Genomic DNA, 13498 nt, shown 5'->3' on the forward strand with positions numbered 1-13498 from the left:
GATGACCCAGTTGGCTTTGGTCATTGACCTGAACGTCTGCGTCGGCTGTAGCGCTTGTGTGACCTCCTGCAAGGAATGGAACACTTCCAGCGAAGGCGGCAAAGGCATGGTGGACAAAAACCCGTATGGCAAAGACCCCACGGGCACCTTCTTCAACCGCGTACAGACGTTTGAAGTGGGTGAATACCCCAACGTGGAAACGGTGCATTTCCCGAAAAGCTGTTTGCATTGCGAAGACCCGCCATGCGTGCCGGTTTGCCCGACAGGGGCAAGCTACAAGCGCAAGGAAGATGGCATTGTGCTGGTCGATTACGACAAGTGCATCGGCTGCAAGTATTGCTCATGGGCTTGCCCTTACGGTGCGCGTGAAATCGACGAACAGCAGAAGGTCATGAAAAAATGCACCTTGTGCGTTGACCGCATTTACGACACGAGCTTGCGCGAAGATCGTCGCAAACCAGCGTGCGTGCTGGCTTGCCCGACCAGTGCGCGGCTGTTTGGCGACGTGCATGACCCGGATTCGGAAGTGTCGGTGGCGATTAACGAACGTGGCGGTTATCAGTTGATGCCGGAATGGGGTACGCGGCCTGCGAACCATTACCTGCCTCGGCGTAAAATGAAATCTCAGGTCACTGAGGAGTCGTTGAACCGTATTGATAACCCGTTGAAGAAAGAAGAACAGCGTACCCCGGCCAGTAATGACCTGCCGTCGCTGGACGACTTCCTGTTCTAAGGAGATTGGATTTATGCATCCTGCTTTTTCGGTCATCTTTTTGACCACATTGATTGGTGCGGGTCAGGGCTTGTTTCTGGCGCTGTATACCGGTCAGGTTTACAACACCTTCGGGGTAGTTGGTGAACCTGTGCCGGTGGATATGTACATCATGGGCACGTTGATCGTGACCCTGCTGATGGGCTTGGGTCTGTTTGCGTCTTTCTTCCATTTAGGGCGGCCTGAACGCGCTTGGCGTACCGCCACCAAATGGCGCACCTCGTGGCTGGCGCGTGAAGTCATTGTGTTGCCTGCGTTTGCGGGGGGAGCAGTGATCTGGGGCGCATTACAGTATTTTGGGTTTGACCCGATACTGGTGACCACCGAAACGCTGGAAATCAAGCTGTCGCTGGTTATCGGTTTCGGCGCAGGCGTGTTGGCGCTGTTGCTGTATGTGTGCACCGGCATGATTTACGCGGCGATCAAGTTCATTCAGGAATGGGCATCGCCACTGACCATCATCAATTACACCCTGTTGGGCTTGGCATCGGGCTTTTCGCTGGCGGTGGCGTTGGCAGCTTACTACGGTAGTCCTTTGGTGGATGCGTATGCATTGTGGGCGCTGGTGTTTACCCTGATCGGTTTTGGAACACGCATGTTGGCGTTGCGTCGCAATGGGCGTATCAAACGTAAGAGCACCGCTTGTACCGCGATTGGGGTGCGTCACCCGAAAATCACCCAGATCTCGCAAGGGGCAATGGGCGGCTCATTCAATACCCGTGAGTTTTTCCATCATAAAACGCCGCAGTTCATGCAAACCATCAAGGTATTTTTCCTGATTGTGGCGTTTGTGGTGCCGGTTACCTTGTTGGTGATTGGCTGGTCAAACCACCTGTTTGTGCTGCTGGCGGCAGCGGTGCTGGTGCAGTATGTTGGCTTATTGGCGGAACGTTGGTTCTTCTTCGCACAGGCGAACCACCCGCAGAATCTGTATTATCAGGCGACGTAATCGCTGTCTGGTCATCTGGTAACAGAGATGAAAACGCCCGCTTTTGCGGGCGTTTTTGTGGTGACGCCTTAATTAATGAGCGGAGATTTCGCCTTGGCAAACCATGAAATAAAGGAGGGATATGATGAAGCAGCTCTATCTGGTACTATTTTTGATGCTTTATTCAGGAGCTAGCATGGCTATTGAAGAACCAAAATATGATGTCATCGAACAGTCCGGTGACTTTGAATTACGCGCTTATGCGCCGAAGATTGTGGCGGAAACGCTGGTTTCAGGCTCGCTGGATAAAGCTTCCCGTGCCGGATTCAGAGTGATTGCGGGCTATATTTTCGGTGACAACACCGTCGCTACCGGAGGTAATGAGAAAATCAGCATGACCGCGCCGGTGACGATGGAGGCCAGCTCAGCAAAAATCAGCATGACTGCGCCCGTGAGCATGGAACAAAGCGGGGAGCAATGGCGTATGCATTTTGTCATGCCCGGCGAATACACCTTGGCCACCTTACCCAAACCGAACAACCCGGCGGTAACGTTGCGTGAGATACCGACAAGCCACTATGCGGTGATACGTTTTTCTGGTTTTGCTGGCGAAGAAAAAACGGCTAAGAAAACAGCCGCGTTGTTAGCTTGGCTGGAAAGCAAAGGCATCAAGCCTACAGGCAAACCTGAGCTGGCGCGTTATAACCCACCGTGGACACTGCCGTTTTTACGCCGTAACGAGGTGATGGTAGCTTATTGATTCGTGTTAGTATCTGGGCACTTCTTCTCAGCAGCACAACAGACAGGGTTAAGCGTGGCAATCAAACCAACCATTTACAAAGCCAGAATTTCGTTATCGGATATGGAGCGGGATTACTATGACGCTCTGAATCTGACCATTGCTCAGCACCCCTCCGAAACGCTTGAGCGCATGATGGTGCGTATTCTTGCCTATTGCCTCAATGCCCAGGAAGGAATTGAGCTGACCAAGGGGCTGGAAGATGTCGAAGAACCGGCAGTTTGGGTTCGCACGATGGATGATCAGATAGCGCTGTGGATTGAGCTGGGTGAGCCAATCCCGGAACGGGTAAAAAAAGCCACCCATCGGGCGCGACAAGTACGTGTTTACAGCTTTAATAGCAAGTCGGATGTTTGGTGGTCACAAAATGTGAAAAAATTTAGCCAGTTGGACGCCTCGTTTTACCGTTTCCGCTGGGAGGAGGTGGAAGCGCTGGCTGCCTTGGTGAAACGCACCATGGATTTGTCGGTCACGATTACGGGTGATTCCGCCTATGTCGCGGGTGATAATGGTGAGGTGGAGATTCACTGGGAAGTATTGCAAGCGCGGTAGGGTTGGCAGAAATACTTCCGCAACACGAGCAGGCGTAAGCGTTGCCCATTTTTCCACTGGGCAGCACCGGATATGCAGAATGTCCACCTCAGAGATTCAGATTGACCAACATCCGCCCTTGGATGCGCCCCGCCAGAATATCGGTGGCAGCTTGCGGCACTTCTTCCAGCGCAATCGCGCAACCCAAATCAGCGTAAGCACTGGCTGGCAGTTCTGCCGCGAGACGTTCCCACGTGCGGATGCGGCGTTCCTGCGGGCAACTCACCGAATCGACCCCGCGCAGGCCGACATTGCGCAAAATAAACGGCATTACCGTGGTATTCAGCTCAAAACCACCCGCCAGACCGCAGGCTGCGACCGTGCCGCCGTACTGCATTTCTGCCAGTACCCGCGCCAGCGTGCTGCCACCGACCACATCCACCGCGCCTGCCCAGTTCTGGCTTTCCAGCGGATGGGCGGGCTTGCTCATGACTTCGCGGGCAATGAATTCTTTTGCCCCCAGAGCCGTCAAGAAATCCTGCGTTTCCGGGCGACCGGATACCGCGACGACGTGGTAGCCCAGTTGCGACAGCAGCAACACGGACACGCTGCCCACGCCACCCGCCGCACCTGTCACCAGTACCTTGCCGGAATCGGGTTTCACGCCGGACTCTTCCAGCGCCATCACGCACAACATCGCGGTGAAACCGGCCGTGCCAATAATCATCGCTTGCTTCGCGTCCAGCCCCTTGGGCATAGGCACGAGCCAGTCAGCTTTCACCCGCGCTTTCTGCGCATAACCGCCCCAGTGACGCTCACCCACACCCCAGCCGGTGAGGATAACTTGATCGCCCGGCTTGAAACGCTCGGAGGCGGATTCAGCCACCGTCCCCGCGAAATCAATGCCGGGAACCATCGGGAAGGAGCGGATGATTTTGCCCGTTCCCGTCACGGCCAAACCATCCTTGTAGTTGAGCGAGGAATAAGCGACATCGACCAATACGTCGCCTTCCGGCAAGTCGTCAATGTTCAGGCGGCGGACTTCCGCGTGGGTTTTACCTTCGACCTGATTGAGTAACAATGCTTTAAACATAATTAACCTCCTTTACGCATCGCGGAAAAATCCAGCATTCGCTGGGTTGAACGCAAGGCTTTTACGCGGACTGCCTCGTCCACAAAAATTTCGTTGTTGCCGGTTTCCAGCACTTGCAGCAAGTTGTGCAGGCCATTCATCGCCATCCACGGGCAATGCGCACAACTGCGGCAGGTTGCACCTTCGCCCATAGTCGGCGCGGCAATGAATTCCTTGCCCGGTGCAGCCTGTTGCATTTTGTAGAAAATGCCGCTGTCGGTCGCCACGATAAAGCGCTTATTCGGCAAGGTTTGCGCCGCCTTGATGAGCTGCGAGGTGGAACCTACGGCATCTGCCAGTTTGATGATTTCTTCCGGCGATTCGGGGTGAACCAGAATGGCTGCGTCGGGGTATTTCCCGATCAAATCGCCCAGCGCGCGCGATTTGAATTCGTCATGCACCACGCAAGCCGCTTGCCAGCGCAACATATCTGCACCGGTCAGGCGCTGGATGTAATTGCCCAGATGCTTGTCCGGTGCCCAGAGGATTTTCTTACCCTGTTCGTGCAACCATGTTACCAGATCGACCGCAATGCTGGAGGTGACCACGTAATCGGCACGTGCTTTCACGGCCGCGCTGGTGTTGGAATACACCACCACGGTGCGATCCGGGTGTTCATCGCAAAACGGGATGAACTGGTCAGCGGGGCATTCCAGATCCAGCGAGCATTCGGCTTCGAGCGTCGGCATCAGCACGCGCTTTTCCGGGGTCAAAATCTTCGCGGTTTCGCCCATGAAACGTACCCCGGCAACGATCAGGGTTTGCGCGGGGTGTTCTTTGCCAAAACGTGCCATGTCGAGGGAATCGGAGACGTAGCCGCCGGTTTCTTCGGCCAGTTCCTGCAAATCACTCTCGACGTAGTAATGCGCCACCAGCACCGCATTTTGCGCTTTGAGGAGGCGCTTGATCTTGTCCTTCACCACGGCTTTTTGTTCCGGGGTGTAATGCGGGTTCAGGGACTCGATCAGCGCGGTGGCTGGGACTTTAATGACAGGAATATTGATGGGTTTATTCATACGGCATTCTCAGCTTCGATACTATTTAATAACGCAATCAGGCTTCTTCCCATCGCCAAGGCTAGGTTAACAGGAACGGCATTACCAATTTGCTTATATTGACTGGTGACAGGGCCAGAGAAATGCCAAGCGTCAGGAAAGGTCTGGATACGAGCATATTCTCTCACCGTCAACGGACGATCTTCTTCGGGATGACAACGCTCGGTTTGTTTTTGTGCTGGACTACAAGTCAACGTGAGGCTTGGCGCATTCCATGCCAAGCGTCGTGCCATGCCTGTTTTCCCGCCACCGAGAAAATAACTACCTTGCATGTATTCACGCTGCAAGTCATCAGGTAAATCACGCCAATAACCTCCTTGAGGCACTAACTTAAGAATTTCTGCCTTGCGTTTTGGGTATTTTTGTCCTTCAGAAATAGGCGCATTGTTAGGGTACAACTCACCGGATTGCAGCGCATCCTTCAATGTAAAAATACGTTTATAGGGTGAAGGCCAATTAAATACTGCGTTAGGCAACAAGTCATTGCGAATCCCCACCAACATTAAACGCTCACGTTTCTGAGGCACTTTATAAAAGATGGCTTTTAATACGTGTGGTTCAATGAGTGTATAACCTAAGTCAGCAATGACTGATTGGATAGCAGCAATGGTTTTGCCATTATCATGTTCCAATAAGCCTCTAACATTCTCACCCAAGAATACCCGTGGCTGGCACTCTTTAATAGCGCGTGCAAACTCGAAAAACAATGTACCGCGCGTATCTTCAAATCCTAACTGATTGCCTGCATATGAAAAAGCTTGGCAAGGAAATCCACCGGATAAAAAATCAATACCTTTAAAGGGTGTGAAATCAATACCACATACATCACCTTGCACTACATTCCAGTGTGGACGATTTTTTCTCAAGGTATCACAAGCATGTTTATCCAATTCATTCAACGCTAAGGCTTTAAAGCCTGCTTGTTCCAAGCCAATCGCTAAACCACCTGCACCTGCGAACAATTCAATCGATGAAAAATCCCTGACAGGCTTTATTTGTGTTTCAGCCTCCCACTTAGAATTCAACATTGCTTGAATCGGGGCGAAGTCTGCCAACTGCTCAAGCAAATATTTCTTCTCCCCTAACGCATTGTATACAGGTGTTATTTTGCCATTTTTTTCCCATGACAAAAGTGTCGACTTTGACACCGACACAATATCCGCCAGCAGATTAGCATCAATACTTTGATTACAAGGTGAAATCATGAAAACCTTCATATTTTTTTAATGACAGGAGATAAATACTTTTCAATAAATTCTCATCAATAGCTTGAAGCTCATCAATAACTGTATTCGTTCTCTCAGCAAGTGTTGATTCTTGAACAACATCTTCAATAATTCTTGGCAGAATCGTACATAATTTTTTAAATGCACATTTATCACCCGTAACCATTTCATAGAACTTATCAATAGAAACACGACGAATTCTTTCATCAACTACAGACTGTTTATCGAGAGAGGCTCGCCAAGGTATATTTTGGCTGTTAGCAGCAATCACTTCAACTAACATACAGGTTGCCTTGGCATCTTGTAGCAGCGTATGTTGCATTCTCATATATGTTTTTTGTGAAGAGGATGAATTCATTGTATTATGTTTATTTTTCATCTCAACATATATTTTTCGTTCCAGATGAACTATATCATACCCTTCATCAGGTACTATCCAACCATCGCCAATATACTTAAAGATATTTTGATGAAAATAACCAATATGATTAGTGTTGCTTTTATCTAGTTGCCGAATAACTTCGCTTTCGATAACATCTTTAATATCTTTTTTGTACACTTTTGCATCAAACGTTAGCTTAACTGGGTCAATCAAGTTGCTATTAAAATCAGCAAGGCCAATTTGAAAGCGATACTTCAGCACAGTATGTTTAACATGCTGAAAAATATCATTATCGCTAATAAAATCCAGATGATAGTTGTTCATAACTTAACGCTTTTTACCCTTGGTTCCATTGGTGCCTTTTTTGGCCGCTGCCTTTTTGGCAAGTTTCTTCTTTTTGCTGCCTGCCGCTTTACCGGAGGCTTTGAGCTTTTTGGGGCCGGTATACGTGCCTTCAAGACCCTTAATAGTACGGCGATTGATGCGCTGTTTCAAAAACCGTTCGATACCGACCATTAAATTCCATTCGCTGTCCTGCACCAGCGCAATGGTCAAGCCTTTCGTGTCGTTGCGCCCGGTGCGCCCAATGCGGTGGATGTAATGGATACCGGTGCGTGGCACGTCAACATTCACCACCAGTTCAACGCCGGTAATATCGAGGCCACGCGCCGCAAGGTCAGTGCCTAACAATGTGGTGATCGTGCCTTGGCGGAACAAGGCCATGATGCGATTACGCTCTTTCTGATCCATATCGCCGTGCAACACGCCGCAACGCACGCCTTTGCCCTGTAACACGCCGCCCAACTGGTCGGCTTTGGCGCGGCTATTGGTGAATACCAGCGCCTTGTTGAAGGTTTCATTCAGCAGCAACCACGTCAGAAGGCGCTGTTTGTGTTCGGCGTTGTCGGCGAGGATAACTTGCTGTTCGATATTATCGTGCTGATCTTGCAAGGTATTCAGCCCGACCATTTCCGGGTCACGCAATACGCGATCCGCCATAGTCAGGATGCCATCATGGTTGAGGGTCGCGGAAAACAGCAAGGTTTGGCGGTGTTTGTTGCACGCTTCGGCGATGGTTTGCAGCTCTTGGCTGAAACCCATTTCCAGCATCCGGTCGGCTTCGTCCAGAATCAACACCTCCAGCCGGGAAAAGTCGGGGGTTTTCTCTACCATCAACTCCAGCACGCGCCCCGGTGTGGCGATGACGATTTGAGCATTTTTACGCAGCATGGTTTGTTGCACGCGGAAATCTGCACCACCCGTGATCAGCCCGACGTGCAGCGGGGTGAATTCGATGAGTTTCTGGCACTGTTCGTAAATTTGCTTCGCCAATTCGCGGGTCGGCACCAGCACCAACGCGCGAGTACCGTATTCGTCGGAAGGGTTTGCCAGCAAATGATGCAGCGTGGGCAATAAAAACGCGACGGTTTTACCGCTGCCGGTTTCGGCACTGACCAGCAAGTCGCGGCGCGTCAGAGCGCGGGGAATGGCTGCCAATTGTACCGCCGTGGGTTGGGTAAAGCCCAGTTTCTGGATCGCTTGAAGCAGCGGTTCGGCCAGCGCGAAATCGGCGAAAGTGGGGGGTGCGAGTTCCGGCGCGAGTGCTTGTTCCATGTGTCGTAATTCCTTGATGCCATGACGGGATGTCATGACGACGTTCCCACCAATTGTACGGCATTTACCAAGCAAGGCGTATCATGTGGGTTAACCTAAGGAGGCGTTTATCTCACCATGACTCAAAACGACCAAAAACTTCGCTATTTCCGCCAGCGTATTCCCGCGTTTGCCTGCGTACCCGGTTGCCACGATTGCTGCGGCCCCGTCACCACTTCCAGCGAGGAGATGGCGCGGCTGCCAGAAAAAAGTGAAGCGGAACACGATGCAGCGCTTGCTGATTTACGTTGCCCGCATCTTGGTGAGAAGGGCTGCCAAGTTTACGCCGAACGTCCGCTGATCTGCCGTCTGTTTGGAACCACTCCGCGTTTGGCTTGCCCTAACGGCAAACGCCCGGAGGTGATGATTGACCCCAAACTGGAGCAGCAGATCATGCGGTTTTTCAAGGAAACCCGCCAAGTGCTGGTGTGAGCAAAAAAATGCCTGTTCCTTTATGTCCGAGCCAAACGTTTGTTAAGAAAGTAAATGGCAACACCGCTGTAAGACTGAAGCTGACCATCTCTATGGGGAACAGCCCAATGTTCCAGAATTTTCTGAATTTGTGAGGGTGTGCGGCTGCCTTCTTTTCTGCTTAGAAGAGCGATCATATCCCCCACTATCTTTTTACGGTTTTGTACCAGACGTGAATAATTCAAGTTCAGCACATGGTTTAACTGCTGGTCGAACTCTGGATCATCTGAACTGATCTTGCCATTACCCAAGTACTTCAATGTGAATTAAGGGCATTTTCGTAGCTGATTCCAGAAAACCAGAGCTGCCGCCAATCGCCAAAGACATGAACGAGCAACCCTTGGTATGAACGTACATTTGATGCGAATTCAATACCGGTTTTCTTCTCAATCCAGGCAACCAGCGATTCAATCGGTTGGCGTACTTGTGACACAGCGGTTGACAGCCACTGTTCGTCTGCTTCCAGATAGCGTTGTCCCTTCTTCTTTTTGACCGGTGTCCGCACAGTCAACTGTTGGGATTGTTCAATGTCGGCAGCATCCGGGCGTTGATAGGCTTTGTCACCGAAGACTTATTCTCTCCAAAGGCTAACACCGCCAGTCCGGCGGCTAAAATGTTACGTGCCGCATTCACGTCACGGTCGTGGGTTGCGCCACATTCGGGGCATTCCCAAGACCGCACGTCCAGCGGCATGTTTGCTTTCACGAACCCGCAGCCGTTACAGCGTTTGCTGGAAGGAAAGAAACGGTCGATCTCGACATACGTCCTGCCTGCCCAGTGGGCTTTGTACGCCAGTTGGCGGGTAAATTCCCCCCAGCTTGCATCAGCAATGTGCTTGGCCAGTGTCGGGTTCTTAATCATGTTCTTCACGGCGAGGTTTTCAACGCAGATCACTTGGTTCTCGTTTATTAATCTGCGGGACAGTTTGTGCAAGTTGTCCGAACGGCAATCGGAAATCTTCGCGTGAACACGGGCAACCTTGCGTTTAGCTTTCAGCCGGTTCTTGCTGCCGCGTTTCTTCTTGGCAAGACGGCGTTGATACTTCGCCAGTTTAACCGCGTGTTGGGCGGTATGGCGGGGATTGCCGGACTTAAAACCGTCAGAGGTGACGAACAAATCCTTGATGCCCACGTCAATGCCTGCCTTTTTGTCGGTGACGGGCAACAGCGTGGGTTCAAATTCACACAAGCAAGACACGAAATAGCGTCCGGCCTGATCTTTGGACACGGTGACAGTGGTCGGGGCAGCAGGAAGTGGCTGGCTCCATCGAATGTCCAGCGGCGCAGCGCACTTAGCCAGCTTCAATTCACCGTTGCGGAATGTAAAAGCACGGTAAGTAAATTCTGCCGACTGTCGGTGCTTTTTGGATTTGAAGACAGGGTACTTTGCCCTGCCCTCAAAAAAGTTCTTGAACGCGGTTTGTTGGTTCCGCAAGCATTGTTGCAGCGGAACACTGGAAACGTCGTTCAGAAAAAGCCGTTCGGGCAGCTTCTTGATGGCGGTCAACCGCGCATTAGCACCCAGGTAACTGACTTTTTCCTGAGTCTGATCGTAAGCATCCGTGCGGTAACGCAAGATGCTGTTGTACACGTAACGCACACAACCAAACGTCTGCGCCAGCAACGTTTCTTGTTGCAGGTCTGGGTAAAACCGGAATTGGTAGGCGCGTTTCGTTGGCATGACTCACAGTGTAGTCCATGCCGTGTTCGTTGTGCCTGTTTAACCAAAATAGCGTAAACGAAAAGAGGAGCGAGAACAGGGTCGGCTCCGCCGACGCGCTATCCCTCCCCGACCTGAAGGACGGGGTATCTCGCGCAAGATGGATGAAAATGAAATCAAGTTGGGCGCAGCGAATTGTGACGGAAGGGGCACAGCAGTTGTATGACTTGGTTATTCTGTAGCTAATGTTCGGTGATCGTGCCGCATAGCCGACTTGCGGGCTGAACCATCATATCCTAGAAAATTTCAGTTGCTGCGGATACCCTTGTATAAATCCAGCTAAAATTATCCACCACTCTTGGACAAATTGTTGATAAAGATCACCTATGTCTCGGGGCAATTCCAGATAGACTGTCTCCTGTAGCTTCCGCTCCTAACTATAGGATAAAAACAGATGAGCAAGTTTCGGTGGGGAATTTTTGGTACAGGTTTTGTGGCAGGCAAATTTGCCTTGGGTCTCAAAGCACTGGGTGCTCATGAGATTGTCGCGGTTGCTTCCCGGTCTCCAGAGAAGGCCAAGGCTTTTGCAGCAGGCTTGAAGGTGGCTGCCACCTGTGGCAGTTACGCAGACATTGCCGCGCTTGCAAACGTCGATGCCATTTACATTGCCACGCCCCCCAACGTACACACGTCGCAAGCGCTGATGTGTATTGCCGCGTCAAAAGCCGTGCTGGTTGAAAAACCCTTTGCGATGAATGCAGCCGAAGCGGAAGAGATTCGCGCAGCAGCACAGGCAAACGGTGTTTTTTGCATGGAAGCGATGTGGACACGTTTTAACCCGGCTGTTCAAAAACTCAAAGCCATGGTGGATGCCGGTGAGCTGGGTGAAATACGCCTGTTAAATGGCAGCTTTGGCATTCAGGAAGTGCCATCCGAATCCAATCATTTATTTAATCAAGCCATGGGCGGCGGCGCAGTACTGGATCGTGGTGTTTACCCCATTTCGCTAGCCGTCTATTTACTGGGTAAGCCTGATTATGTGAGTGGCGTGCTCCTGCGTGCGAACGGTGAAGTAGACGAGCAAGCCGCCATTACCTTGGGCTGGCAAGGTAAAACCACCGCGCAATTCAGTGTAAGCCTCATCGCTGACCTGCCCAATAATCTGAGTATTTCTGGCAGCAAAGCCCGCATGGAGCTGGATGCCCCGATTTATCGTCCTTCCCGCTTAAGGGTTTTTACCTCACAGCCGCTGGAACGCGCCCCAGCACAACCGCCCGGTAACAAGGATCACATCAGGGAATCGGGAACCTTGCACAAACTCCATCAGCACTTATTGCCACTGTTAACGGCAAGAGCAGGCAAAACAGTGAATGCCCTTTATGCAGGCAATGCTTACCACTATCAGGCTGAAGAAGTTCGCCAGTGCGTACAGGGTGGCAAACGCGAAAGCGCCATTATGCCGCTGTCAGAAAGTGTCGCCATTATGGAAATCGTTGATCGTTTGCTTGCCCAATAAAGCCCATCTTTTTTTAGTTTAAGCGGAGAGAAACCATGAACATTGCCATCGTTGGTTGTGGCTATGTAGCTGACCCCTACATGGAAACACTGCATTATCACGCTAATTTAACACTGTTGGGCGTTGCGGATTTACAGCGCGAGCGTGCCGATATTCTGGCGAATTACTACAAAACCCGCGTATATGATTCAACCGAAGCGCTAATGGCTGACCCGGCGGTACAGATTGTTGTCAACCTGACCGAACCGGAAAATCATCATCGCGTGAATATGATGGCGCTGAATGCAGGTAAGCACCTGTATTGTGAAAAACCACTGGGCATAAATCTGGATGAGGCGCGGGAAGTGATAGCGTTAGCCGAAAAAAAAGGGCTGATGGTATCGGGCGCACCTTGCAGCGTATTGAGTGAAACAGCGCAAACCCTCTGGAAAGCGGTGGAAGATGGCGCGATTGGCAAGCCGCGTATTGTGTATGCCGAGCTTGACGACAACCCCATTTACCGTATGAAACCCGAGAACTGGAAGAACGCCCGTGGCATCCGCTGGCCTTATTTAAACGAGTATCAAACAGGTTGCACGCTGGAGCACTCTGGCTATTACCTGACATGGCTTTGCTCGATTTTCGGGCCTGCGAAAAGCATCAGCAGTTTTTCTTCCTGTGTTGTTCCCGATAAAACTGATTTGCCGCTGAATCCGCCCGATACCCCTGATCTCGCCATTGCCTGTATCGTCTTTGCCTCCGGTGTTGTGGCACGCCTGACGTGCAGCATCGTAGGTACTTATGATCACCGCATCCAGATTGTCGGAGATGAGGGTTTATTAAGTGCCAATGAGTGCTGGCATTACGCCACGCCGGTTTATCTTGAGCGATTTTCCCAAATGAGCCTGAATGCCCGCAAAGCACGCAGTGTGCGCGAAAGCCATTTACTGAAATGGGTTTTTGGCGTAGGCGGCAAGCAACAACAACTGGTTAGCCAACCCCTTTCGCAATATCCCGACCGACTTCGAGAGTTTAAACATAAAGAGCGGGGAATTTTGGGTTTACTCGTCAAAATGCTGAGCAAGCGGGAGCTGGTATTCATGGATTTTTTCAGGGGAGTTGCCGAACTTGCCGATGCCATCGAAAACAAGCGTCGTAGCCACATCCCCGCTGATCTTGTTCTGCATGTGAATGAGCTGGCGCTAGCGATGCAAAACGCGGGGGAAACCAGCGAACCCTATAAACTCACCACCACGTTTGAACCTGTGCGCCCTTTACCACGCACGCTGGATGCCACACGGCAATACGGTGGCGATTCACGTAACTTTTTAACCGCAGCCATCGAAAAAGTGATTGAACGTATGCATAGGCATGGGTGAGGATGCCGAAGATTAC

The 13498-nt window shown here is 51.2% G+C and carries 14 protein-coding genes; 7 read left to right on the forward strand and 7 right to left on the reverse strand.

Going from position 1 to position 13498, the window contains the following annotated elements; translation table 11 throughout:
* The first annotated feature begins 1 nt into the window (after window position 1).
* The 4 genes from J9253_RS16380 to J9253_RS16395 all read left to right on the forward strand — a co-directional run bounded on the left by J9253_RS16380 (window position 2) and on the right by J9253_RS16395 (window position 3051).
* On the forward strand, window positions 2-733 hold the full coding sequence (locus tag J9253_RS16380) for a 4Fe-4S dicluster domain-containing protein (RefSeq protein ID WP_210221963.1): 732 nt from the start codon (window positions 2-4) through the stop codon (window positions 731-733).
* Window positions 734-746: 13 nt separating this feature from the next.
* Window positions 747-1721: a dimethyl sulfoxide reductase anchor subunit family protein gene (locus J9253_RS16385; protein WP_210221964.1), complete on the forward strand. Its 975-nt coding sequence runs from the start codon at window positions 747-749 to the stop codon at window positions 1719-1721.
* 175 nt (window positions 1722-1896) lie between these two features.
* A complete protein-coding gene (locus J9253_RS16390) occupies window positions 1897-2460 on the forward strand; it encodes an SOUL family heme-binding protein (protein ID WP_210221965.1) in 564 nt (187 codons plus the stop codon).
* A gap of 54 nt (window positions 2461-2514) precedes the next feature.
* On the forward strand, window positions 2515-3051 hold the full coding sequence (locus tag J9253_RS16395; RefSeq protein ID WP_210221966.1) for a YaeQ family protein: 537 nt from the start codon (window positions 2515-2517) through the stop codon (window positions 3049-3051).
* 88 nt (window positions 3052-3139) lie between these two features.
* Here the strand turns inward: J9253_RS16395 and acuI are convergent, their stop codons facing one another.
* Genes acuI through J9253_RS16420 form a run of 5 tightly spaced genes read right to left on the reverse strand, consistent with a single transcriptional unit; the run spans window position 3140 to window position 8475 of the window.
* Window positions 3140-4123 (reverse strand): acrylyl-CoA reductase (NADPH), encoded by a 984-nt coding sequence (gene acuI, locus J9253_RS16400; RefSeq protein WP_210221967.1) that lies wholly within the window; start codon window positions 4121-4123, stop codon window positions 3140-3142.
* A 2-nt stretch (window positions 4124-4125) separates the two neighbouring features.
* Window positions 4126-5178 carry a quinolinate synthase NadA gene (gene nadA / locus J9253_RS16405; RefSeq protein WP_210221968.1) on the reverse strand — a complete coding sequence of 351 codons (1053 nt, stop codon included), beginning with the start codon at window positions 5176-5178 and terminating at the stop codon, window positions 4126-4128.
* Window positions 5175-6422: a DNA (cytosine-5-)-methyltransferase gene (gene dcm / locus J9253_RS16410; RefSeq protein WP_210221969.1), complete on the reverse strand. Its 1248-nt coding sequence runs from the start codon at window positions 6420-6422 to the stop codon at window positions 5175-5177. Before dcm ends, nadA begins: the two co-directional genes overlap by 4 nt.
* A complete protein-coding gene (locus tag J9253_RS16415) occupies window positions 6406-7149 on the reverse strand; it encodes an Eco47II family restriction endonuclease (RefSeq protein WP_210221970.1) in 744 nt (247 codons plus the stop codon). Before J9253_RS16415 ends, dcm begins: the two co-directional genes overlap by 17 nt.
* Before the next feature lie 3 nt (window positions 7150-7152).
* A complete protein-coding gene (locus tag J9253_RS16420) occupies window positions 7153-8475 on the reverse strand; it encodes a DEAD/DEAH box helicase (protein ID WP_210221971.1) in 1323 nt (440 codons plus the stop codon).
* An 81-nt stretch (window positions 8476-8556) separates the two neighbouring features.
* Between J9253_RS16420 and J9253_RS16425 the strand changes: the two genes are divergently transcribed.
* Window positions 8557-8910, forward strand: a complete 354-nt coding sequence (locus tag J9253_RS16425) for a YkgJ family cysteine cluster protein (protein WP_210221972.1) — start codon at window positions 8557-8559, stop codon at window positions 8908-8910.
* A gap of 295 nt (window positions 8911-9205) precedes the next feature.
* On the opposite strand, the gene J9253_RS16430 is transcribed toward J9253_RS16425, so the two are convergent.
* Window positions 9206-9454: a hypothetical protein gene (locus J9253_RS16430; protein ID WP_210221973.1), complete on the reverse strand. Its 249-nt coding sequence runs from the start codon at window positions 9452-9454 to the stop codon at window positions 9206-9208.
* Window positions 9455-9456: 2 nt separating this feature from the next.
* A complete protein-coding gene (locus J9253_RS16435; RefSeq protein WP_210221974.1) occupies window positions 9457-10629 on the reverse strand; it encodes an RNA-guided endonuclease InsQ/TnpB family protein in 1173 nt (390 codons plus the stop codon).
* A gap of 433 nt (window positions 10630-11062) precedes the next feature.
* Between J9253_RS16435 and J9253_RS16440 the strand changes: the two genes are divergently transcribed.
* Both J9253_RS16440 and J9253_RS16445 read left to right on the forward strand, forming a co-directional pair.
* Window positions 11063-12124, forward strand: coding sequence for a Gfo/Idh/MocA family protein (locus J9253_RS16440; protein ID WP_210221975.1), 1062 nt, complete (start codon window positions 11063-11065; stop codon window positions 12122-12124).
* A gap of 35 nt (window positions 12125-12159) precedes the next feature.
* Window positions 12160-13482 carry a Gfo/Idh/MocA family protein gene (locus J9253_RS16445; protein WP_210221976.1) on the forward strand — a complete coding sequence of 441 codons (1323 nt, stop codon included), beginning with the start codon at window positions 12160-12162 and terminating at the stop codon, window positions 13480-13482.
* Window positions 13483-13498 lie beyond the last annotated feature (16 nt).

Origin of the sequence: Thiothrix litoralis, assembly GCF_017901135.1 — a bacterium.
Lineage (GTDB): Bacteria > Pseudomonadota > Gammaproteobacteria > Thiotrichales > Thiotrichaceae > Thiothrix > Thiothrix litoralis.